Annotated in this window: 26 protein-coding genes; 7 read left to right on the plus strand and 19 right to left on the minus strand. The window is 38.8% G+C overall.

Annotation, left to right across the window (positions count from 1 at the left end; translation table 11 throughout):
* The first annotated feature begins 6 nt into the window (after window positions 1–6).
* Window positions 7–978, plus strand: coding sequence for a siderophore ABC transporter substrate-binding protein (locus HMPREF2963_RS06740; RefSeq protein ID WP_003068226.1), 972 nt, complete (start codon window positions 7–9; stop codon window positions 976–978).
* 62 nt (window positions 979–1040) lie between these two features.
* On the opposite strand, the gene HMPREF2963_RS06745 is transcribed toward HMPREF2963_RS06740, so the two are convergent.
* The 9 genes from HMPREF2963_RS06745 to HMPREF2963_RS06785 form a co-directional block, all read right to left on the minus strand.
* Window positions 1041–1772 (minus strand): metallophosphoesterase, encoded by a 732-nt coding sequence (locus HMPREF2963_RS06745; protein WP_003068224.1) that lies wholly within the window; start codon window positions 1770–1772, stop codon window positions 1041–1043.
* Window positions 1773–2082: 310 nt separating this feature from the next.
* On the minus strand, window positions 2083–3741 hold the full coding sequence (recN, locus tag HMPREF2963_RS06750) for a DNA repair protein RecN (protein ID WP_070669268.1): 1659 nt from the start codon (window positions 3739–3741) through the stop codon (window positions 2083–2085).
* Window positions 3742–3748: 7 nt separating this feature from the next.
* The gene (locus tag HMPREF2963_RS06755; RefSeq protein WP_006269766.1) at window positions 3749–4180 is read right to left on the minus strand and encodes an arginine repressor; all 432 of its coding nucleotides are present in this window, start codon (window positions 4178–4180) and stop codon (window positions 3749–3751) included.
* On the minus strand, window positions 4173–4988 hold the full coding sequence (locus tag HMPREF2963_RS06760; RefSeq protein ID WP_037598699.1) for a TlyA family RNA methyltransferase: 816 nt from the start codon (window positions 4986–4988) through the stop codon (window positions 4173–4175). Before HMPREF2963_RS06760 ends, HMPREF2963_RS06755 begins: the two co-directional genes overlap by 8 nt.
* The gene (locus tag HMPREF2963_RS06765; RefSeq protein ID WP_070669269.1) at window positions 4954–5856 is read right to left on the minus strand and encodes a polyprenyl synthetase family protein; all 903 of its coding nucleotides are present in this window, start codon (window positions 5854–5856) and stop codon (window positions 4954–4956) included. Before HMPREF2963_RS06765 ends, HMPREF2963_RS06760 begins: the two co-directional genes overlap by 35 nt.
* A complete protein-coding gene (locus HMPREF2963_RS06770; RefSeq protein WP_003068213.1) occupies window positions 5853–6065 on the minus strand; it encodes an exodeoxyribonuclease VII small subunit in 213 nt (70 codons plus the stop codon). Before HMPREF2963_RS06770 ends, HMPREF2963_RS06765 begins: the two co-directional genes overlap by 4 nt.
* Window positions 6043–7383, minus strand: a complete 1341-nt coding sequence (gene xseA, locus HMPREF2963_RS06775) for an exodeoxyribonuclease VII large subunit (protein WP_070669270.1) — start codon at window positions 7381–7383, stop codon at window positions 6043–6045. The genes HMPREF2963_RS06770 and xseA overlap by 23 nt, the downstream gene beginning before the upstream one ends.
* 92 nt (window positions 7384–7475) lie before the next feature.
* The gene (locus HMPREF2963_RS06780; protein WP_070669271.1) at window positions 7476–8315 is read right to left on the minus strand and encodes an NAD(P)H-hydrate dehydratase; all 840 of its coding nucleotides are present in this window, start codon (window positions 8313–8315) and stop codon (window positions 7476–7478) included.
* A 105-nt stretch (window positions 8316–8420) separates the two neighbouring features.
* Window positions 8421–9275 carry a bifunctional methylenetetrahydrofolate dehydrogenase/methenyltetrahydrofolate cyclohydrolase gene (locus HMPREF2963_RS06785; protein WP_048801057.1) on the minus strand — a complete coding sequence of 285 codons (855 nt, stop codon included), beginning with the start codon at window positions 9273–9275 and terminating at the stop codon, window positions 8421–8423.
* Between the two features lie 269 nt (window positions 9276–9544).
* On the opposite strand from HMPREF2963_RS06785, the gene HMPREF2963_RS06790 reads away from it, so the two are divergent.
* Genes HMPREF2963_RS06790 through HMPREF2963_RS06800 form a run of 3 tightly spaced genes read left to right on the plus strand, consistent with a single transcriptional unit; the run spans window position 9545 to window position 12908 of the window.
* Window positions 9545–10837, plus strand: coding sequence for an ABC transporter permease (locus tag HMPREF2963_RS06790; protein ID WP_070669272.1), 1293 nt, complete (start codon window positions 9545–9547; stop codon window positions 10835–10837).
* Between the two features lie 11 nt (window positions 10838–10848).
* Window positions 10849–11496, plus strand: coding sequence for an ABC transporter ATP-binding protein (locus HMPREF2963_RS06795; RefSeq protein ID WP_070669273.1), 648 nt, complete (start codon window positions 10849–10851; stop codon window positions 11494–11496).
* Between the two features lie 23 nt (window positions 11497–11519).
* Complete coding sequence (locus HMPREF2963_RS06800; RefSeq protein WP_003068202.1) at window positions 11520–12908, plus strand: ABC transporter permease; 1389 nt, start codon at window positions 11520–11522, stop codon at window positions 12906–12908.
* Between the two features lie 400 nt (window positions 12909–13308).
* On the opposite strand, the gene HMPREF2963_RS06805 is transcribed toward HMPREF2963_RS06800, so the two are convergent.
* From HMPREF2963_RS06805 to HMPREF2963_RS06820, 5 genes are all read right to left on the minus strand, one after another.
* Window positions 13309–13851 carry a ClbS/DfsB family four-helix bundle protein gene (locus tag HMPREF2963_RS06805; protein WP_003068200.1) on the minus strand — a complete coding sequence of 181 codons (543 nt, stop codon included), beginning with the start codon at window positions 13849–13851 and terminating at the stop codon, window positions 13309–13311.
* A gap of 130 nt (window positions 13852–13981) precedes the next feature.
* Window positions 13982–14116: a FeoB-associated Cys-rich membrane protein gene (locus tag HMPREF2963_RS09100; RefSeq protein ID WP_003023693.1), complete on the minus strand. Its 135-nt coding sequence runs from the start codon at window positions 14114–14116 to the stop codon at window positions 13982–13984.
* A gap of 8 nt (window positions 14117–14124) precedes the next feature.
* On the minus strand, window positions 14125–16269 hold the full coding sequence (gene feoB, locus HMPREF2963_RS06810) for a ferrous iron transport protein B (RefSeq protein WP_070669274.1): 2145 nt from the start codon (window positions 16267–16269) through the stop codon (window positions 14125–14127).
* Window positions 16266–16742 carry a FeoA family protein gene (locus HMPREF2963_RS06815; protein ID WP_006269767.1) on the minus strand — a complete coding sequence of 159 codons (477 nt, stop codon included), beginning with the start codon at window positions 16740–16742 and terminating at the stop codon, window positions 16266–16268. The genes feoB and HMPREF2963_RS06815 overlap by 4 nt, the downstream gene beginning before the upstream one ends.
* Before the next feature lie 167 nt (window positions 16743–16909).
* The gene (locus HMPREF2963_RS06820) at window positions 16910–17140 is read right to left on the minus strand and encodes a DUF1797 family protein (protein WP_039677320.1); all 231 of its coding nucleotides are present in this window, start codon (window positions 17138–17140) and stop codon (window positions 16910–16912) included.
* Between the two features lie 238 nt (window positions 17141–17378).
* Here HMPREF2963_RS06820 and HMPREF2963_RS06825 point away from each other — a divergent pair, with 238 nt between their 5' ends.
* Window positions 17379–19658, plus strand: coding sequence for an ATP-dependent Clp protease ATP-binding subunit (locus HMPREF2963_RS06825; RefSeq protein ID WP_070669275.1), 2280 nt, complete (start codon window positions 17379–17381; stop codon window positions 19656–19658).
* Between the two features lie 46 nt (window positions 19659–19704).
* Here HMPREF2963_RS06825 and HMPREF2963_RS06830 read toward each other — a convergent pair whose 3' ends face one another.
* The 3 genes from HMPREF2963_RS06830 to HMPREF2963_RS09610 are packed head-to-tail and all read right to left on the minus strand — an operon-like array spanning window position 19705 to window position 21261.
* A complete protein-coding gene (locus HMPREF2963_RS06830) occupies window positions 19705–20310 on the minus strand; it encodes a GyrI-like domain-containing protein (protein ID WP_070669276.1) in 606 nt (201 codons plus the stop codon).
* Between the two features lie 59 nt (window positions 20311–20369).
* The gene (locus HMPREF2963_RS06835) at window positions 20370–21092 is read right to left on the minus strand and encodes a helix-turn-helix transcriptional regulator (protein ID WP_003068187.1); all 723 of its coding nucleotides are present in this window, start codon (window positions 21090–21092) and stop codon (window positions 20370–20372) included.
* A complete protein-coding gene (locus HMPREF2963_RS09610) occupies window positions 21058–21261 on the minus strand; it encodes a helix-turn-helix transcriptional regulator (protein WP_003068185.1) in 204 nt (67 codons plus the stop codon). Before HMPREF2963_RS09610 ends, HMPREF2963_RS06835 begins: the two co-directional genes overlap by 35 nt.
* A 156-nt stretch (window positions 21262–21417) precedes the next feature.
* Here HMPREF2963_RS09610 and HMPREF2963_RS06845 point away from each other — a divergent pair, with 156 nt between their 5' ends.
* The gene (locus tag HMPREF2963_RS06845) at window positions 21418–21867 is read left to right on the plus strand and encodes an NUDIX hydrolase (protein WP_003068183.1); all 450 of its coding nucleotides are present in this window, start codon (window positions 21418–21420) and stop codon (window positions 21865–21867) included.
* A 64-nt stretch (window positions 21868–21931) separates the two neighbouring features.
* Complete coding sequence (locus HMPREF2963_RS06850) at window positions 21932–22231, plus strand: DUF1827 family protein (RefSeq protein WP_003068181.1); 300 nt, start codon at window positions 21932–21934, stop codon at window positions 22229–22231.
* 353 nt (window positions 22232–22584) lie between these two features.
* On the opposite strand, the gene HMPREF2963_RS09290 is transcribed toward HMPREF2963_RS06850, so the two are convergent.
* Both HMPREF2963_RS09290 and HMPREF2963_RS09105 read right to left on the minus strand, forming a co-directional pair.
* Window positions 22585–22728: a hypothetical protein gene (locus HMPREF2963_RS09290; protein WP_186821958.1), complete on the minus strand. Its 144-nt coding sequence runs from the start codon at window positions 22726–22728 to the stop codon at window positions 22585–22587.
* Window positions 22729–22733: 5 nt separating this feature from the next.
* Window positions 22734–22928: a transposase gene (locus tag HMPREF2963_RS09105; RefSeq protein ID WP_261786512.1), complete on the minus strand. Its 195-nt coding sequence runs from the start codon at window positions 22926–22928 to the stop codon at window positions 22734–22736.
* Window positions 22929–23103: the final 175 nt, after the last annotated feature.

Here is a 23103-nt window from a genome sequence, read left to right on the forward strand (position 1 = left end):
TTTCTGATGAAACAGAATACAAAAAAATTATTGTTATCTATCCTTACAGCTTTTGCTGTTGTATTTTTAGCAGCTTGTGGTGCTCATAATAAACAAAACACAAAGACAAATACCTCATCTTCTGCAAGTGAAGTCTCTATTAAATCGGCAGCAGGGGAGACTAAAGTTCCAATCAATCCTAAAAAAATTGTTACGTTTGACCTTGGTGCAGCCGATACCATTCGGGCTCTAGGAAAGGAAAGTAGTCTCGCTGGGATTCCAAAGAAAACCTTGCCTGCTTACTTGAAAAATCTTTCAAAAAACATCAAAAATGTTGGCACCATGAAAGAACCTGATATGGAAGCAATCGCCGCCTTGAAACCAGATTTAATCATTGCTTCTCCACGTACAGCACAGTATGTTAAGAAATTTAAAGAAATTGCTCCTACTGTCCTTTTTAAAGCAGATAATAAAGATTACTGGGGGTCTACCAAACAAAACATCCTCTCTCTGGCAAGTATCTTTGGAGAAGATGGGACAAAAAAAGCTAAAAGCGAACTAGCTGCATTAGATAAAGAGATTGAAAGTGTTGCAAGTGCAAATGAAAAGTCAACTAAAAAAGCCTTAACGCTTATGCTGAACGAGGGCGCAATGTCAGCATTTGGTGCGAAATCACGTTTTGCATTTCTTTATAGCACCCTGAAATTCAAAGCCACTGATGCCAAAATTAAAGACTCTCGGCACGGTCAAGAAGTCAGTTTCGAAAGTGTCAAACAAATTAACCCAGACATTATTTTCTCTCTCAACCGAACTCTTGCTATCGGCGGTGATAATTCAGTGAATAAAGATTTATTGAATAATTCATTAATTCAAGAAACAAATGCTGCTAAAAAGAAAGCGATTGTTAATTTAACATCGGATCTTTGGTACCTTAGCGGTGGCGGTCTCGAGTCTACTAAATTAATGATTAAAGATGTCAAAAATATAGCTGGAAAATAAACAAAAAGAGTTGAAAGAAAACTTACTTGAAAAGTTCTTTCAACTCTTTTGTTGTACAACATTCAATTATCTTCAGCCACCAATGTATGATTTTTGACGAAATAATGTTCTAAAATGCCCTCGTCTCCGAATAAAACTCCATGGAGAACCCCACCATAGACAGCTCCACCATCCATACCAATTTTTTGATCCTGCGTTCTCCAAAGGCGACTTGTCCCAGGTCTCTCAGAAAAGAGATAAAAAGTTGGGGTATGACCAAATACGATTGTCTTTCCGGTTTGATTGTATCCCTGATGAAAGGGTTCGCGCAACCAAACCTTTTGATAATCAGTAGTTTGGTGCCAATCTTTCAAATCTAAATCAATACCGGCATGCACAAAAATATACTGTTCTGTTTCAACAAAGAAGGGCATCTGACGGATGAAAGTCACGAGATCTGGTGCCTCTTCTAACACGCGCTTAGCATCTTCCACTCCATCAACAGGAGTATCTAAAGGTCGTCTTAAAATGGAATTGATTGTCGTATCTCCACCATTACGGCGATAATGTTCATATCCTCTCTCGGGATTATCTAACCAAGTTAGAAACATATACTCATGATTTCCGGAAATGCAAATCGCTCCTTGCTTTACAACAAGGTTCTTCACACACTCTAAAACTGCTCTACTATCCTCACCACGGTCGATCAAATCTCCTAAAAAAATGAGCTGGCTTTTTCCATCCCATTTTTTGAGTAGCATTTCTAGCATATTTGCCTTTCCATGTACATCTCCAATTACAAAATAATTTGTCATGGTTTTCCTCCTGATAAAAGAAGAGATTGAAACGCAAGCCTCCAACTTCAAAGACTCTTGTATAGTAAACAACTGGTGCAGAAACGAACTACTCAAAGTACTACTTTGAAGTTACAGATAAAACTTGCGAAGCAAGTCACTCTTCCAAATTTGGAAGAGTACTTTTGACGAAAACTTCGTTTTATTCCATTGCTGACTTAGCAGCCTTCTAGGTGCTTAAGCAACTTTGTAGAAATTAGATTATACAAATATCCAGGGGCATTATACCAGAACTTTGGCATAACGAAGGAGACGAACAACGTCAACCTATTTACTGTTTCAATAGTTCTCTAGCCTGCGTGAGAGCTGCTTCAGTCACATTTTCACCCGCTAACATTTTAGCAATCTCTTCGATACGCTCTTCATCAGATAACAAGCGAACTGTTGAAACGGTTGAATATTCATCTGATATTTTCTCGATGAAAAATTGATAGTCTGCAATGGCAATCACTTGTGGCAGGTGCGAGATGGCAAGAACTTGTCCATTGGAGCCAATTTTATGAATTTTCTGAGCAATAGCTTGCGCAACACGTCCAGACACGCCTGTGTCTACTTCATCAAAAACAATGCTTGTCTTGCCTTCTTTACGAGAAAAAGCAGACTTGATTGCCAACATCAAACGTGACAATTCGCCACCGGAAGCAATCTTAACGAGCGGTTTGTAATCTTCGCCCGGATTAGTCGAAATGTAAAATTCAACATGCTCATTTCCCTCGCGGCTAAACTTTCCTTTGGTAAATTGAACTCGAAAATTCGCCTTTTCCATATAGAGATCTTTTAATTCTTGCTGAATCTCTGCTTCTAATTGCTGGGCTAATTCGTGCCGTCCCTGACTCAGACGACCTGCTAGAGAGACCAAATCTTTCTCTAGCTTTCTCAGCTCTTGATCCAAATCATTTGATGAGAGATTCTTTCCAGTCAAAAGCGCATATTCTTTAGAAATTTGCTCTAAATAAGCTAACACATCATCCACATGCCCACCGTATTTACGAGTAATGCTATAAATTAGATCTAGACGCCTTTCAACTTCTAAGAGACGATCACCATCAAAATCCATGTTATCTAGAATGTCTTCCAAACGCTTTGTTGCGTCTTCCAGTACATAGTAAGACTCAGAAAGATTAGCCGCAATTTCTTTGTAAGTAACATCGTACTCTTCGATAGCTTCCATATCATTCATGGCAGCTCGAATATTAGATAAACTCGAAAACTCCTCATTATCCAGCATAGCGTAGGCATTTGTCAAAGTGTCTGCAATCTGCTTATGGTTGAGTAATTTATCGCGTTCTTGGTTTAATGCCAAATCTTCGCCAGCTCTTAAATTGGCCGCCTCAATCTCTGCAATCTGATATTCCAGCATATCAATTCGCGCCTTATTTTCTTCTTGATTCTTCTGAATCGTTATAACTTGCTTACGCAACTGACGATACTGATCAAAAGTTTGCTGATAATCCGCTTTGAGTTTAAAAAATACTTCATCTCCAAACTCGTCCAACATAGCAATATGTAACTGGGAACGCATCAACTCTTCTTGGTCGTGCTGACCATGAATATCCACCAAATGCTGTCCAACCGATCGCAAAACGGATAAATTGACCATTTGACCATTAATACGACTGATACTGCGACCGTTTTGGAAAATTTCTCGCCGAATAATCAACTCATCTGTCATATCAAGCCCTTGCTGCTCAAAGATTTCAACCAAAGCTTTACTCTGTTCAATCGCAAACAGTCCTTCAATCTCAGCTTTCGGAGCGCCATGACGAATCACATCTGTTGTTGCTCGGCTTCCCAACATCATATTCATAGCATCAATGATAATAGACTTCCCAGCACCCGTTTCACCTGTCAAAACAGTCATGCCTTGCTCAAAATTGAGAGAAACCTCTTCAATAATTGCAAAATTTTTAATGGAAATTTCAAGTAACATAGGCTACCTACCAATTTTTTATCTCTTCCAATACCTTATGAGCCATTTCTTCATTACGGAAAATAAGGAGGATTGTGTCATCATCCGCTAAAATACTAAAAATGTCATCAGAAAAATCTTCTACGATTTGTCGCTTCACAAAAGCTGTGCTTCCAGGGACAAGGCGAAGGTTGATCATATTTCTTAACAACTCAAAGTCTAAAATATTGTTATCCGCTAATTTTAAGCTTGTACTAGCTGATTTTGGTAATTCATAGATATAGGTGTTATTCTTCTGCGGAATTTTGACAATTCCCAGCTCTTTAATGTCTCGTGAAATGGTTGCCTGTGTTGCTGTGATTCCTGATTGTTTCAGATATTCTACAATGGCTTCTTGTGTTCCAACTTCATAATCCGACACAAAATGTCTAATTTTTTCTAATCTTTCTTTTTTATTCATCCTTAAATTCCTTATGTGCTGTTTCCACGACAGTTGTAATCATCGTCTTTACTAGGTTTTCGGGGTGAAACCTTTTTTCTAAATAGGCCAGAAATTCCACGTTCCCATGTCCACCTTGAATAGGGGAGAAATCCAGACCTTTAACAGAGAATCCGGCTTCAACCATAAAGTCCGTTACTTTTTCTAAAACTGCTTGATGCACTTTTTTATCTTTTACAATTCCATTCTTGCCAATTTGCTCTCTACCAGCCTCAAACTGCGGTTTAATGAGTGCCACAACTTCCCCATTTTTAGCCAAAATCTTATGCAAAGCTGGTAGAATGAGACGAAGCGAGATAAAACTGACATCAACGGAGGCAAAACTAGGTATCTTCTCAAAATCAGCTGCTTCAGCATAACGAAAATTAAATTGCTCCATGCTGACCACTCGCTCATCTTGACGGAGTTTCCATGCCAGCTGATTCGTGCCGACATCTACTGCGTAGACTTGCTGCGCACCATTTTGCAGCATAACATCCGTAAAGCCACCTGTCGAGGCTCCAATGTCCAGCGTGACCTGCTCCTCAACTGAAATGTCAAACACCTGCAAAGCCTTTTCTAATTTTAAACCACCACGACTGACATATTTGAGCTTTTCTCCCTTGAGTTTCAACTCCATACTTTCATCAATTTTTTCACCAGGTTTATCAAAACGTTGACCATTGGCAACGGCAACAACTAAACCTGCCATGACCCCTCGTTTAGCTTGTTCTCTCGTTTCAAACAAACCTTGCTTATAAGCTAGAACATCTACTCTTTCCTTCGTCATTAAGCCTCAAACTTTCTATTATTTTTCTGATAGCAGACCCTGAAAAATCTATGTCCATTTCTACCTCTGCTAATAAAATCTCAGCTGCGCTCAACTGTTCTTCAAAGAAATGCTTAGCACCATCCAAGCCCAAGATAGCTGGATAAGTAGCCTTCCCTGCTGCTACATCTTTCTGTGGTGTCTTCCCCAAGTCCTCAAAGCTCGCTGTCTCATCTAGAATATCATCTCGCACCTGAAAAGCTAGTCCAAGTAATTGACCCGTTTTTCTTAATTTTTCTTGCTGCGGTTCTGCTAGTTCAGCAATCAAACCAGCTGCAATAAAAGGATAGGTCAGGAGCTTACCAGTTTTGTTAGCATGAATAACCTGTAACTCTTCCAAACTAACGCTACGACCTTCTCCTTGCATATCAAGAACTTGACCTCCAACCATGCCAAAGGTTCCAGCAGCTTGAGATAATTCTGCAATTAAGTTTGCCTTAATCTGACTAGGTAATGCCGCTTCTGCTACTAAGGCATAAGAATCCAAAAAGAGCGAATCCCCTGCTAAAATAGCCATATCCTCTCCAAATTTTTTGTGGCTGGTTAAACGACCACGACGATAATCATCATCATCCATAGCTGGCAAATCGTCATGAATCAAACTTCCAGTATGAATCATTTCAAGCGCTGCGGCCACCTGAAAATGGGCCTCTGTCAATTCCAAATCCATAGCTTCTAACAATTCCAAAAGCAGCAGAGGGCGAATCCGCTTGCCGCCTGCATTGATCGAGTAAAGAATCGCTTCAATCAAATCAGTCGATACCATCTTTTGAACATAAAAATTCTCAATAGTCCGTCCAATTCTAACCAATTTTTCGTCTTGTTTCATTCCACTTCCGTTTCTGTGCCGTCAGCCTGCATAACCTTGACCAGTGTTTTTTCTGCCTTATCTAAGGTTGCTTGAAGTTCTTTTGAAAGTTGCATTCCTTTTTGAAACTCAGAAATCGCTTCTTCCAAAGGGACATCTCCGTTTTCTAACTTTTGCACAATGACTTCTAAATCAGCTAAATTTTCTTCAAATTTCTTTTCTTTTGACATTTTTTACCTCAACTTCCAGATGACCGTCATGCATAACCACACTGACCTTGTCACCCTTTTCTATATCTTTGGTACCTGACACCACCTTGTCGTCTTTTTGAACAATCGCATAGCCACGAGCCACAATTCGACTGGTATCCAACATAAGCAATGCATCAGATAAACGCTTGACTTCTGCTACCTTGTAATCATAAATCACCGCCATATTGCTACGTAAAAGGCGTTCCAACTGGACTGCACGTTCTTGATAAGTCTGAACCATCCTTAAAGGAGATAAAGCCTCCAAACGATGTTCTAAGAGCCTTGCTTGCTGCATCCCTTCACTATAATATTCACGAATTTGTTGCTTGAGTCGCAAATTTAATTGATCTAATTTTTGAAGATAGCTATCATATAATCGTTCCGGTTGACGAAAAATGACAGACTGGCTCAACTTAACCAATCGCTCACGATTATAGGTAAGACGATTAGACGTAGCAGTAGCCAAACGATTTTGTTGCTGCTGTATGTGTGCTAAGAGATCCAATTTTGTTACAGGTGTTGCTAGTTCTGCAGCGGCAGTTGGCGTTGCGGCGCGTCTATCTGCAACAAAATCTGCCAAAGTCGTATCTGTTTCATGCCCTACACTTGAAATGATTGGAATTTGAGATTCAAAAATGGCACGGACAACAATTTCTTCGTTAAATGACCAAAGATCTTCAATTGATCCACCACCTCGACCGATGATAAGGACATCTAAATCCCTTCGTGTATTAGCACGACGGATACTATCTGCCACCTGAGTAGCAGCTCCTTCTCCCTGTACTTTGGTTGGATAAAGAATAATCTCTACTCCTGGAAAACGACGGCTAACAGTTGTAATAATATCGCGAATCACTGCACCACTAGGACTAGTCACTACCCCAATTTTCTTAGGAAATTGGGGTAAGGTTTGTTTAAATCGAGTCTCAAACAAGCCTTCTTCCCCTAACCGTTTTTTAAGCTGCTCAAACTGAATTGCCAAAGCCCCTACACCATCTGGCTCCGCTTTTTCAATGATAATAGAGTAGGAGCCACTTGGCTCATAAAGCTGAATCCGGCCGACAACATTGATTTTCATGCCTTCTTCCAAGTCAAAACCTAGCTTTTTGTAAACTCCGCCCCAGATTGTTGCCTGAATGACAGCCTTTTCGTCTTTGAGAGAGAAATACTGATGATTCGGACGTTTGCGAAAATTGGAAACTTCTCCTGTCAAATAAACCCGCTCTAAATAAGGATCTTTATCAAACTTTAACTTTAAATATTTAGTCAAGGTCGATACAGATAAATACTCAGCCATTTCTCTCCTTTCTTCTCCTATAGTTCTTCTTCATTTGTAATGTTTATTATACCAAACTATCTATAAAAAATCATTGACAGAATTCATAAACACTAACACCATTTCTTCATCCACTTAGGAATCTCTTTACTAATTTCTGTTGGTAAGACCACATAAGATTTTTTGCTCAACTCCTCTGCAATCGCCGAATGAAGATAGACAGCGGCAGTTACACGATCTAGTAGAGAGCTCGTTTTAAATTGTCCTGTAAAGCCCGCAATCATACCTGCAAGCGTGTCCCCCATACCGCCTGTTGCTTGATACGGACCTCCAATGGACAGTTGAAAACAGTTCCGATTTCCACTTTGAAAAATAGTCGTTCCATGCTTTTTTTGAACAACGATAGTTTTAACAGGAAAAGCATTAACTGCTTCTTGACTTTTTTCGAGTGTCTGCTCTGTTAGCTTTAATCCACTCAACCGTTCCCATTCTTTTTGATGTGGTGTAAAAATCGTCTGTGCCTTTGGAAATGGCAAAACTTCTTTGCTAAAAAAAGAAATGGCTCCACCATCCATGATAAAAACTTGACGTTCACTAGCAAGATTTATTACCAACTGTAAAGTAGCTTTTTCAAGAGGATTTTCAGCCAAACCCGGACCAATCAATAGCACATCTGCCTTTTGGATCTGTTCTTTCAATAATTTCTCGTCCCGAATATCAAAAGCCATTGCTTCAGGTAATTGTGCATGTAACGATGGGATATTTCCCTCATCTGTTGCCACTGTGACTAAGCCAGCTCCACTATAGATCGCAGCCATTGCTGCCATTATTATTGCGCCACCAAACGGATAAGTACCGCCAATCAATAACAGACGACCATACTCTCCCTTGTGACCATTCAGCGCACGTGGTTGAATAACCTTTTTCAATAATGTATAGTCTACCACTTTCATGTTTGCTCCCTTCACTTATGCCAATAGAGAAGTGACACCCTTGTTTATCTTTATTTTACCATAAACAAAATAGACATGTCTCCAAAATCGAAAACATGTCGCACTCTATTTCTTTAAACTCCGTTTGCAGGCTCTATATGTCTGTTCCATAAGCATAGTAATAGTCATGGGACCAACGCCCTTTGGCACAGGAGTAATGAGACTAGCGATTTCTGATACTTCATCAAATTTTACATCGCCAATCAATTTACCATTCTGATCGCGGTTCATCCCCACATCAATCACGACTGCACCTTCTTTAACAAAATCTTTCGTCACAAAGTGACCACGACCAATGGCAACAACCAAAATATCAGCTTTTTTTGTTATTTCTGACAAATGATGTGTCCGCGAATGAGTCAAAGTTACTGTGGCATTTTTAGCCAGCAAGAGCTGTGCCATCGGCTTACCCACAATATTACTTCGTCCAATGACCACCGCACGTTTGCCTTCTAAGTCAACACCATACTCATGAAACATTTCCATAATACCAGCAGGTGTTGAAGGGATCATAACAGGATGGCCACTCCAAAGTCGCCCCATATTCATCGGATGAAAGCCATCCACATCTTTATCGGGATCAATCGCTAGCAGCACCGCTTCTTCATCAATGTGTTTGGGAAGAGGCAACTGTACTAAAATGCCGTGCCAGTCTGGGTCTTGATTATATTGTTCAATTAAGGTAAGCAATTCCTCTTGTGTCGTCGTTTCTGGCAGACGCATTACTTCGCTCCGAAGCCCTACAGACAAAGCGGAGCGCTCTTTATTTCGTACATAAATCTGACTGGCTGGATTATTTCCCACTAAAATCACTACAAGTCCTGGAATCGATCCTGTTTCGTCTTTTAATTTTCTAACCTTTTCTGCTAACTGTATTTGCAATTTTTCTGCCAAAGCCTTGCCATCAATTATCTTTGTCATATCCATCTCATTTCTAATTTCTCCATTCTATTATAACATATAACAAAAAAATGACTGCTTTTTCTTATAAAACGTTATCAATCAAACGATCGTAGAATTCCTTCCTTCTTTCAGCTTTTAATATTTTACAAAAATTTACATAAAAAACAGAAAAAAATCAGCCAAAAAACTTAAAATTACCTTAAACCTTAAAACTATTTTAAGGTAACTGCTTTAACATAGAACACGGTACCGATTTAGTTTTAAAATATATAGAAGGGAAGAAAATTATGCAAATAGCCAAGCAGGCTTTGAATTACATCAGTAGAAAAAGAGTTAAAACTCTTCTTGTATTTCTGATACTTACTCTCATTTCAACTGCCTTAACTAGTAGCTTTTCTATTATGGGAACGACTAATAATATCGAAAAGAAAATCTATGACGCATCAAATACTGGCTTTACAATAACTAGCAAAACACTTGAACGACCACTTTCACTAAAAACAGCAGAAAAATTACTTGATAATAAAGAAATTTCAAAATTCAACTTCAAATACGATGCTTTAGCAAGTTTGACAGATAAAACTGTTGTTAAGAAAAAACAAGGTGTCACAAGAGACAATCAAAACCCTGTCCTCAACAATCTGGTTGCTGCATTAGGAACAAGTGATTCTACTCTAGAAACAACCTTTGCAAGTGGTGTTTTCAAACTTGAACAAGGAAAGCCAATTCGTAAAGGCGATAAATCCAAGATTCTCATCCATGAAAAATTAGCTAAAAAGAACCATTTAAAGGTTGGAGATAAACTAAAACTAAAGGGAGCTTCCTTAAAGGATGAGGATGCTAAACAACTCCATGAAGTAGAGTTTGAAATTGCTGGTATCTTCTCTGGAAAAAAAGAAGAGAAACAAACAGGTTTAAGCTCAGATGCGACAGAAAATACTGTCTATATGGACTATGAATCGAGCCAACACTTACAAGGCTACAAACCAGCTGATTATAAATTATCTGCAGCCGTTTATTTCGTATCAAATCCAAATCAAATTGATAAAGTCATCAATACAGTCAAAAAGTCAAAAATTGATTGGAAGCAAACTGATCTTGTTAAAAATTCTAAGGCTTTTGAAGCAGTTTCTTCTTCTGTTACCAGTTTCAAACAGATTATTAATGTTTTAACTTTCAGTATCATTATTGGAAGTATCATCGTTCTTTCCTTGATTCTCATGTTCTGGTTGAGAGAAAGGATTTATGAAATCGGAGTACTATTATCTCTTGGTATTTCAAAAGCGATGATTATCTCTCAATTCATACTAGAACTGGTTATCATATCAGTATTTAGTATGGCACTAGCTTCTATTAGTGGCTCTTATATTTCCACCATGGTATTCAAAGGGTTTATAAAAGGCGGTCAACAACAAGATAGCTCATCCGCTATTTTTGAAAATATCGTTCCGCACTTACATGCCTCTACTATTTTGATGACTTATGGAATACTGCTCTTCATTATTTTACTTGCAGTAGTAGGTTCATCTTCTATTATCCTACATAAAAAACCAAAAGATATTTTAACCGATATAAGTTAAGGAGACAAAACATGACAATTTTAAAAATGGATTCAGTTAGTTACCAATACAATAGCCTACAAGAAAATGTATTGAATCAGATCACAGCTTCATTTGAAGAAGGAAAATTTTATGCTATTATAGGGAAATCTGGTGCAGGAAAATCAACCTTGCTTTCCCTTCTTGCAGGACTTGATACTCCTACAAAAGGAAAAATCCTCTTCGAAGATCAAGACATCGCTCAAAAAGGCTATAACCATCACAGACGGAAACAAATCTCCCTGGTTTTCCAAAATTATAATTTAATCGATTACTTAACTCCGATGGAGAATGTTCGACTCGTAAATTCTCAAGCAAGTAAAGATAGCTTACTACAACTTGGACTCAACGAAAAAGAAATCCATCGTAACGTATTACGATTATCAGGTGGCCAGCAGCAACGGGTTGCTATTGCACGCGCTCTTGCATCTACAGCACCAATTATCTTAGCAGATGAACCAACTGGGAACTTAGATGAAGGTACTGCCATGGACATCATTGAAATCCTAATTAAATCAGCTAAACAAAAAAATAAATGTGTGATTGTGGTGACACACAGCAAAGAGTTAGCTAATAAAGCAGACGTCGTCTTAGAGTTAAGCAATAAGAACTTAGTCGAAGTCACTAAGAATTATAAATAAGACCTCCAAGGAGAAGAAATTATATGTTAACGATAAAGAACGCTCTTGCCTATGTATGGCGCAAAAAAATAAAAACACTGATTATCTTTTTAATCCTGTTAGCCATCTCTACTTTAACACTTGGCAGTATTGCTGTTAAAAATGCAACAGACGCTGCTTCAAAAGAAACTTTCAAAAATATCACTAGCAGTTTCTCAATGCAGATTAACCGCGAAGTAAACCAAGGTACACCTCGCGGAGCAGGAAATCTTAAAGGCGAAGATATCGAAGCTGTGGAAAAAGTTAAAGGTATCTCTGGCTACATCAAACGAATGAATGTTGTCGCTGACTTAATTGATCACCAATTGGTTGAATCTGGAGAAACCGACTTTGAAAGCGAAGATAGAAAACAAAAATTCGGCCGTGCCATTATGGCAACAGGTATCAACGATTCATCTAAAGATGATAAATTTACCGCAGAAACCTTCAAACTAGTTGAAGGTAGACATATCAACAAAAATGACAAAAATGTTGCTTTAATTCATAAAGATTTTGCAGAAAAGAACAAACTTAAAGTCGGCGATACGATTAATATAAAATCGAATACTTATGACTATGATAACGTTCGCAAAGCTAATAAAACGACTAAAGTGACAGTTATCGGAATTTTTGACGGGAAAAATAAAGGAGGCGTTTCTAGTCCTCAAGAATTGTATGAAAATACCTTTATCACAGACTTAGAAACGACTAAAACTTTACAAGGTTCAACAGATAAAAACGCTATTTATCAAGATGCTACTTTCTTTGTAAATGGTAGCCAAGATATTGATAAAGTGATGGCGAAAGTAAAAGAAATATCATCTATTGATTGGGAAGCCTACACCCTTGTTAAGAGCACAAGCAACTTCCCAGCACTTCAATCTTCTATTAACGGTATTTACGGCGTTACTGGAAACCTCTTAATCGGAACGCTAATCTTTGGAGCGATTGTTCTTACGCTAGTCTTGTTCTTATGGATCAATGGTCGTAGAAAAGAAATGGGAATCATGCTTTCAATGGGAATTAGCAAAACAAAGATTTTCTTCCAATTTATCACAGAAGTTCTCTTTGTAAGTATATTTAGCTTCATTGGTGCTTACTTTGCAGGTAGTGCTGTCAGCAAGGTGATGGGAAATAGCATTTTAAAACAAGTTACCAGTGGTATTGCTGAAAAACTAGCTCGAGAAGGTAAGAGCGCCAATCTTGGAGGCGGGGCTGAAGTGGATGGCTTTAACAAGACCCTCACTAGCCTCAATGTACATGTATCTCCTGATGATATGACAAAAGTGGTCATCTTTGGACTTGCCATTATCATCGTTTCCGTCCTCATTGCTTCAATCACGCTCCTTAGTAAGCAACCAAAAGACTTACTAATGGGAGATAACAGCAAATAAGATATCAATGAGTTCAGACAAAATCAGTCCGTCAGCTAAGTTGACGGACTAATTTATTTTATAGACAGCTGGACTGACTCTCAGATGAACCACTTTTGATTGGCTCCGTCAACCCGGTCGATAAAATGAACCGCTTTGGATTGGATCTGTCGACCCGGTCGAAAAGATAAATGACTTTTAGTTTACCACGTCGACCCGGCGGACGAGATGAACTACTTTTGGTTGGCTCCGTCAGCCCAGCGGACGAGATGAAACTGTTTTGATTGGCTCCGTCAGCCCGGCGGACAGGATGAAACTGTTTTGATTGGCTCCGTCAGCCCAGCGGACGAGGTGAGCTACTGTGGATTTGGCTCGCTTGAGCATTGTTGTTTGTTTTTTTGCTCCCAACCATACTGATTGTTTACTGACTTTTACAGTTCTTTTGATGTGCTTTCAACTTCTTCATAGCCCAATCATAATGACTTGATGTGCTACTAATAAAGTAGGAGCCGAGGGTACTCCCTCCAACCCATTTATAGATGCCCTTTGAAAACAACTCTTCATCCGTAAAATTTTCAGCTAAAACCAGCACGTTTTTCTGAGATTGGTGAAGCATTTTAGTTGCTTCTTCTAACGAAGTCTGTTGATGCTTCTGCCAGAATGCCACATTCAGCTCACCATAGTTTTTCCAATTATAAGCTAGTGGTAAAAATGACTTTTCTACACCATTTTGATTAGAATACACCCAATTGAGAAGTAATTGTTGCCACTCATAAAGATGAATGAGAACATCTCTAAGATTTTTATCTCTCTTCCAATGAGCTTCTTTCCGTTTCTCATCTTTTGAAAAATCAAATGGGGTATTCAACTCTTCTTCTGTTAATTGAGAAATCAATGACTGTAGCTTTGCATATTGCTGTGTCGCTGCACTAATCAACTCAGTCTTGCTAGTCGGCCTTACCATGTTAAATTCTCCTTCTGCTTTCTGAATGAACAGGAAACAACTTGACAATATTGCACTGACCCCAAAAGCTAGATTTTTGTGTCTGACTTTTGGGATACAGTTCACATCTGTCAAGTTTTTGATTTTCTTTCTATTTTTGTCTCATTTTTTCTTTGATTTCACATTGGCAGTCGCAATCGCCACAGCGTCCTTTTCCTTTGATGATATGGTGCATAGCTGCACCTGCTAAAACTAAAATGATGATAAATACAATAATCGTGGACATGATTTCTCCTATACTGTTTGATGTGTCAGATTATCTAAAGTGATAACTTCTATTTTTTCTTTACGTGGTTTTCTAAAGATGAAATAGAGACCAACTACTACAACGAATAGAGCAAAAATAGTTCCAGAAGATATTCCTTTTCCATATAGCAACGCTTGACCAAACTGATAAATCACAAGACTAACATTATAAGCCAGTAGCGTTTGGAAAGATAGAGCAATCCATGTCCACTTTGCATTGCCCATTTCGCGATGAATCGCACCAATCGCTGCAAAACAAGGGGCACAAAGCAAGTTAAAGACAAGAAATGAATAGGCGGAAAGTGCCGTATAATGCTGTTGGAGATTGTTCCATAGTTCTTTCGTAGTCTCTGTCGCATCAGTCACTTTATACAAAATTCCAAAAGTCGAAATCACCGTCTCTTTAGCTAATAAGCCGGTAATAGCTGCTACAGTTGCTCGCCAATTACCAAATCCAAGAGGAGTAAAGATCCAAGCTAATCCTTTTCCTAAGGTAGCTAGAATACTATTTTCTGTTTCGACCGCCTGTAAGCTAAAGTTATAGGAACTAGCAAACCAGATGAATATATTAGTCACAAAGATAATCGTTCCAGCCCGTTTGATGAAACTCAAAGCCTTCTGTCCCGCATAGCGCAAAACAGTTTTGACTTGTGGCAAGTGATAACTCGGTAGCTCCATGATAAAAGGTGCCACAGCGCCACCGAGAATTGCCGTCTTTTTCAAAGCAATTCCTGATAAGACAATGGCTCCCATTCCGATAAAATAAGCGCTTGGTGCAATCCAAGGATTATTAGGGAAGAACGCTCCAGCAATCAAAGAAATAATTGGTAATTTAGCGGAGCAAGGCATAAATGTTGTTGTCATAATCGTAATCCTACGGTCACGTTCATTTTCAATAGTTCTACTCGCCATAACGCCAGGAACACCACATCCCGTAGAAATCAGCATAGGAATAAAAGATTTCCCAGAGAAGCCAAAGCGTCTAAACAGCCGATCCATAACAAAGGCAATCCGGCTCATATAACCAATGTCTTCCAAAATTCCCAAGCAAACAAATAAGACGAAAATCTGCGGAACAAAGCCCAAGACAGCCCCACAACCTGCAACAATCCCATCAACAATCAAAGATTGAAGCCAATCAGATACTGCTAAGTGTTCCAGCAGTGATTTGATACCGTTCGGAATCCATTCTCCAAAGAGGATGTCGTTTGTCCAATCCGTTCCCATCGTTCCAATCGTTTGAATAGAGAGGAAATACACCAACCACATAACAAGCGCAAAGATTGGTAAAGCTAAATAACGATTGGTCACAATACGGTCAATCTTGTCTGACAAACTTAATTTAGTAACATCGGCTTGCAGCGCCATTTTGACTGCTGACTCAATAAACTCATAGCGCGCATTAACAACAATGGTCTCTGCGTCTTCAGTGTAGATTTCCTCCGTAATCCTAATCGCATCTTCAATCTCCGCTTTTTGAAAATCAGACAATGCCAGTTGTTCGGATAATTCTTTATCGCGTTCAAAAAGCTTAATGGCATAAAAACGAGCCTGTTTTTGAGGCACTGCATTTCCTAAAATGCGGATAATTTCTGACAAAGCCGCTTCAAAATGACTGTCGTAAACAGGATAGAGCGTTTCATCCGTGCGCTCCATTTCTCGTAAGACCTGCTGCATGACTTGGTCAATCCCAGTCTTTTTCAAAGCACTGGTCGCAACGACTGGCACACCTAGCTGATAGCTTAATTTAGTCGTATCGATCCATTTCCCTTGTTTTTCAACGACATCGCTCATATTTAAAGCCAGCACAACCGGAATCCCCGTCTCAATCAATTGCAAGCTCAAGTATAGATTTCGTTCCAAATTGGTTGCGTCAACTACATCCAAAATCCCGTCTGCATTACCGCTTAAAAGATAATTTCTACTAATCACTTCTTCAGAAGTATAAGGCGACAATGAGTAAATTCCCGGTAGATCTTGAATAATAATATCTTTATTTTTACGAAACAGACCACTTTTCTTTTCAACCGTTACTCCAGGCCAATTTCCTACATGCTGGCTACTACCAGTTAATAGGTTAAACAAACTAGTCTTTCCACTATTCGGATTTCCTGCAAGCGCTAATTCTTTCATTGTTTTGCTTCCTTTTCACCTTTCACCACACTAATCAAGCTAGCCTCCGACTTTCTTAAGGTCAAGTCATAGCCCCTAAGCTTAATCTCAAGTGGATCACCCAACGGTGCAACTTTTTGCAATTGAACGTTTGTGTTTTTGGTCAACCCCATGTCCATCAACCGTCGTTTTAAAGCACCATCTGCATGAATTGCTTCGATGTATGCCGAATCTCCAATAGCCAACTCAGATAAAGGAAGAGAAGATTTGCTACTGCCCTTTGGCACAACATCCAGCTTTTTCAAAATAGAATTATCCAAGGCAATCCTCGCAGCTCGAACTAAGAGAATAGCTGTGTCGTTTGTTTTTGAAATGACTTGAATAAAACTGCCTATCTTAATCCCTAGATCAGCTAAATGACGGACACTCGCTTCCTCTAGATCGATTCCGACAATTTCATATTCTGTTACTAATTTTATTTGAGATAAATCCATACTCTCTCCTTTTCATTTTGTCAAGAAATATGCTTACTACCATCATTAGTATACCACTTTTTTCTAAGAATTTCTGACAATTCTAAGATAGATAAGCAAAAATTATTGCAAAATAAATATCCCCTAAGCAGATGCCTAGAGGACATATTTATTAGAGACTAACAAATTTAATATAACAATTCATAGATTTCCATTGCAATCAAATCAATGCTATCAAAAGTATAGATTTCACGCGCTGCAACATCGCGAAGAGTGAATACTGAGCCATTTTCTTCGTCATAGCTATAAGTTACTTCTGCTACAACAACCCCGTCACGTTCAAAATTACGTTTCAAATTGCCGCCATCTTTTGTCATAGCATCTAAACGATTGATAATTCTTACTAAATGTGATTCCATTTTCCTTCTCCTATTCATTTATACGTTACTATTTTACCACAAATGAAAGATGAAATACCAGCAAAAGACCCATTTTTGGTAAATTTAACACAAAATGAAATGCTCAAATATAAAATTCTATCTTTTAACACTTTATTCTTGCAATGTTTTAGAATACTGCTATAATGAAAATAAGAAGTTTGACTATTATTGACCAATTGATTTCCGTCAAGCAAATTTTAAAAGAAAGAGGTAGCACATGCTTTGTCAAAATTGTAAAATAAACGAATCAACTATTCACCTTTACACAAATGTGAATGGAAAACAACACCAAGTTGACCTCTGTCAAAATTGTTATCAAATCATGAAAACAGACCCAAATAATGCCTTATTTCATGGCATGACCAATATGAACAATCAAAATAATTTAGACCCTTTTGATGATTTCTTTAGCAATCTAGGGAATTTTCAAAATCATCAAGAACCGCAGACCCCTCCTACTCAATCAGGTGGCGGATACGGCAACGGAGGCTATGGTTCCAATCAAGGTGGCAGCACGCGCCAACAAGTACCACAACAACCCAAAGGCCTCCTAGAAGAATTTGGTATCAATGTAACTGAATTTGCTCGGCGGGGCGAGATTGACCCTGTAATTGGTCGTGACGAAGAAATTGTGCGCGTCATTGAAATCCTCAATCGTAGAACGAAGAACAATCCTGTCCTCATCGGAGAGCCCGGTGTCGGTAAAACAGCAGTTGTCGAAGGCTTGGCTCAGAAAATTATAGACGGTGATGTGCCACATAAACTCCAAGGCAAAGAAGTCATTCGTTTAGATGTCGTTAGTTTGGTTCAAGGGACTGGGATCCGTGGTCAATTTGAAGAACGAATGCAAAAACTCATGAACGAAATTCGCTCTCGTCAGGATGTTATATTATTCATTGATGAAATTCACGAAATTGTTGGAGCTGGTTCTGCTGGCGATGGAAATATGGATGCTGGAAACATCCTAAAACCAGCACTTGCTCGCGGTGAACTCCAATTAGTCGGTGCCACAACTCTCAATGAATACCGGATTATCGAAAAAGATGCTGCACTGGAACGCCGTATGCAGCCTGTAAAAGTTGATGAACCAACAGTTGAAGAAACGATCACTATCCTCAAAGGTATTCAAAAGAAATACGAAGACTATCACCACGTCAAATACACAGACGATGCCATTGAAGCAGCAGCTGTCTTGTCCAATCGTTATATCCAAGATCGCTTCTTGCCTGATAAGGCCATTGACTTGCTAGACGAAGCAGGCTCTAAGATGAATCTGACACTTAACTTTGTCGATCCAAAAATCATTGATCAACGATTGGTAGAAGCTGAAAACCTCAAGGCACAAGCTACTCGTGATGAAGATTTTGAAAAAGCTGCTTATTTCCGTGACCAAATTGCCAAATACAAAGAAATGCAGCAAAATAAAATGGCTGATCAAGATACGCCTCTTATCAGTGAAAAAACCATTGAACATATCATTGAGCAAAAGACAAATATTCCAGTTGGCGACTTGAAAGAAAAGGAACAATCACAATTGATTAGTCTGGCTGATGATTTGAAAGCTCATGTCATTGGTCAAGATGATGCTGTTGATAAAATTGCGAAGGCCATTCGCCGTAATCGAGTTGGACTAGGTACACCAGACCGACCAATTGGTTCTTTCCTTTTTGTTGGGCCAACCGGTGTCGGCAAAACAGAACTTTCTAAACAACTAGCGATTGAGCTCTTTGGTTCAGCTGACAGCATGATTCGTTTTGATATGAGTGAGTATATGGAAAAACATAGCGTAGCAAAACTCGTCGGAGCGCCTCCAGGTTACGTTGGCTACGAAGAAGCTGGACAATTAACAGAACGTGTACGTCGTAATCCTTATTCTCTCATTTTACTTGATGAAATAGAAAAAGCTCACCCAGATGTCATGCATATGTTCTTACAAGTACTGGATGACGGACGTCTGACAGATGGACAAGGTCGGACAGTCAGTTTCAAAGATACGATTATCATTATGACTTCCAACGCCGGTACTGGAAAAGTCGAAGCAAACGTTGGATTTGGTGCAGCGCGTGAAGGACGAACTAATTCTGTTATCGGTGAATTAGGAAACTTCTTCAGTCCAGAATTTATGAACCGTTTCGATGGTATTATTGAGTTCAAATCTCTTAGCAAGGAAAATCTCCTACAAATCGTAGATTTGATGCTTGAAGATGTGAATAAACGCTTAGCTGTAAATGGTATTCACCTAGACGTAACAGACAAAGTCAAGGAAAAATTAGTTAATCTTGGTTATGATCCAAAAATGGGAGCTCGTCCACTTCGTCGGACAATCCAAGATCACATCGAGGATGCTATCACCGACTACTATCTTGAACATCCAAGCGAAAAAGAGCTCAAAGCTGTCATGACGAGCAATAGCAAGATTGTTATCAAGTCGTCCAAAAAGTCTGAAAACGAGACCGAAAAAGAAATTAAAACAACAGCAGACGACACTGCTAACTGACTACGAAAATCACTCCTTAGAAGTTTCTCTAGGGAGTAATTTTTCGTTACTGAACTCTATATCTCAAAATTGTCTTCAACTTCTGGAGAGCTGTTCGATTTTTATTGTTCAAATAAATTTCACGATGATATGCTGTGCAGCGTTTTAACCCATTTTCTTGACAGAAAGCATCCATTTTCGCGAAGATTTGTGGTTCATCGTCAAATGGTCCTACATGAAGCATGGAAACGCTGCTTCCTTCGCTTATTCGTTCAAAGCGAATCTCATTATAAAACGGATTTGGTTTTTTCACTTTTACTTTTTCGAGAGCTGTTTCAACCATTTCATTTGTAATAAACTCTGGCTGAGCAATCATAATCGTATAAACCAAGTCATCTTTTACTAAAACTTCTGCTTCTTTTTGCCACCAAATCCCTTCCAGCGGATAGACTGTAAAATCTGTCACTTCTAGCTCTGGATTGGATTTTTTATAATCCATTTTAACTGCATAAGCAAGAGAGTGCAGAGCCAAAACCCGCTCAGAGAAATCAGGGCTATTTGGATTGCCTGCTCCGTCAATCATAATGAAAGCTTGCTCCGGAACCGTTACTAGCGTCGGACTTGCCTTTACACCATATATAGCTTTTTCAGCCCTTCTCCATTCATATTTCATTTGTTCACCCCTTCCGTTTTTCTATCATCAGCATAACAAAGTAAACTTGTCAGTTTCTGTCAACTTTTATATTTTTGGGAAATTTCGTTTAATTTTTTTGCTAATTTCTGTCGCACTTCAGGTGGACCTAACACTTCCACTCCGTCCAAAAAGGATGAAAGATAAGCATAAAGACTGTCATGATTCGGAAATTCTGCTTCTACAAGTAAATTTCCTACCACATCTGTCGAAATCAAACCAGAAAATTCTTCATAGACACGAAAAGCTTGATGTTTTTCAAATTTCAATTGTAGCCGAATTGTTTCTTTTTGGCTTTCTTTACTTTGAAAGTCAGCTTGTCTTAACTCTCGGTCAAATATTTCAGTTGATAGCTGGCAGTGATTGACTCGACTTAGTTTGAATAACCGAAAATCCTGTTTTCTCCGACAAAATCCATATAAATACCAATCTTGACTTTTAAAGATCAATTGCATAGGTTCAACCCATCTGCTTGTCCCTTCACCCTGTTGATTCAAGTAGTCAAACTGAAGAAGCCACCTCTGAAAGATTCCTCTCTTAATCTGCTCAAACATTTCTTGATGGTATTTTTGCCCACGCCAATCTGTAAAATCAATTTGTAGCCAGTTATCCATTTTAATTTGAAACAAAGCCTGCAGCTTTTCTAATACTTGATGTTCTTCTCGTAAAGTTTGTAAGCCTTGTACAGATAAAAGCAATTCTTCTTGCTCCTGAGCCGATAGTAAACTTTTATCCAGTACAAATGAATCCAGTAAAAATACCACCGCCTTTCCCCGGATTACAATAAATAGGGATACCTACACTGCTTAACCGATCCACATCACGATAAATAGTACGAATCGACACCTCAAACTTCTCAGCCAATGCTGGTGCTGTAGCATGTCCATTTCCCAGTAGATAATAAATGATACCTAGTAATCTTCCTTGAGTCATGTTCTCACCTCTCTATAATTATACCACTATAACTTGCCAAATCTTGTCTCGTTTTAATACCAAGTGATTGAACAAAAAGAAATCTTATTAAACCCTTGACAGTAATCACTTCATCCTTTATGATAATAGTAAACTAGTCACAAAAGAGGAACAAATATGACAGTCGCAACTTTTGGAGAAAAGAAAGAAAGCGTTCAATATGTAAATCGCTATGGTGTTTACGCAGTTATTCCAGATGCTAAAAAAGAAAAAATCATCTTAGTGCAAGCACCAAATGGAGCTTGGTTTTTACCAGGTGGTGAAATCGAAGAAGGTGAAAACCATCGAACCGCACTTGAACGCGAATTGATTGAAGAACTTGGCTTCACAGCTGAAATCGAGCAATATTACGGACAAGCAGACGAATACTTCTACTCTCGCCATCGTGATACCCACTTTTACAATCCTGCCTACATTTACGAAGTAAGCCATTATGAGCAATCACAAGCACCTTTAGAGGATTTTAATCAGCTTGCTTGGTTTCCAATCGAAGAAGCTATTTCCAAACTAAAACGCGGAAGCCATAAATGGGGAATTGAAATGTGGAAAAAGAGTCATAAAGTCTGAGAAATTGTTCACATTTCTTATGGAAAAGTGCTATAATAGGGTTAGCATATAGGAGGAAATCATTATGAAGCTTATCAATACAACCAATAGCCACGCGAATCTTGTCCAAAGCCAGTTAGAAAGCACAGATGCCACTTTAGTTGAAACTTTTTCTGCTGGAAATACAGATGTTGTTTTTACGCAGGCTCCACTTCATTATGAAATCCTGATTTCAAATAAACACCGCGCTATTCGCGAACAAGAAGTTGAAAAAATTCGGGAATTTTTCCTAAAACGAAAAATTGATACAAAATTGATTGATGCATCTCGAATTAAAACACTCTACTCTACTAACTTGATTGAAATTTCTATTCCAACAAAATAAGCCCACGAGGGCTTATTTTTTATCTTGCATTTCGCGCTTAAGAAATCACCCCAAAAGTTAGATAGAAAAATCTAACTTTTAAGACGATTTTTATTTCTCCAAACCGCTTTTCTCTAACTATGACTTAAATCTTTTACTTCCATAACGTGCTACGAGATAAATAATTAAAGCAGAGTATATACAAATAAACATGACTAGAAACACAGAAAAAGAAACAATAGATACTCACGTTGCTAGTTGATAAAAAATTCTAAATGGTAGGCTAAAAGAACCTGTTCAATCTCCAATTGCCATTCTGCTAAAGACCTAACAATCGGGTGCTCAATGTCAAACATTGCATTTAGAACAAAGATTCAAGTTTCAATAGTTCCTCGGATGGCTAAAATTGCTGGATTGTTATGCTCATCGGCGCTCTCCATATTTTTACAAAGCGGCGTCCAAAGATGAATCCCCTTTGCCTCCAAGCGTTCTTTCAACTCTTTACTTAGGTATCCCAAATCTCCTAAAACGCGAGAATAAGGGACACGGTCTCCAGCAATTCTTCTGCTACCTGAATATCATGGACTGAGGCAAGGGTAACCAGATAATCCAAAATATAGCCCGACTCTGTCACCGCCAAATGCACTTTCAAACCGTAAGACCACATCTTTTTGGAAGCACAGTAGCCAATGTTGACCACCTCATTCAAAACCTTGATCCGATGATTTCTGACAGGCTAGCAAAGGAGGAGGACTGGAAAACTATCGATGATGACCAATTCATCAAAATCCAGTTGATTGAAATAGGGGCGAATCAACCGAAGCAGGGGCGTCAGATAACGAGCACGGAGATAAAAGCGGCTTCTCTCCAGTCCGGTGAATCCGAAGAAATTG

The organism is Streptococcus sp. HMSC067A03 (assembly GCF_001814295.1).
Lineage (GTDB): Bacteria > Bacillota > Bacilli > Lactobacillales > Streptococcaceae > Streptococcus > Streptococcus constellatus.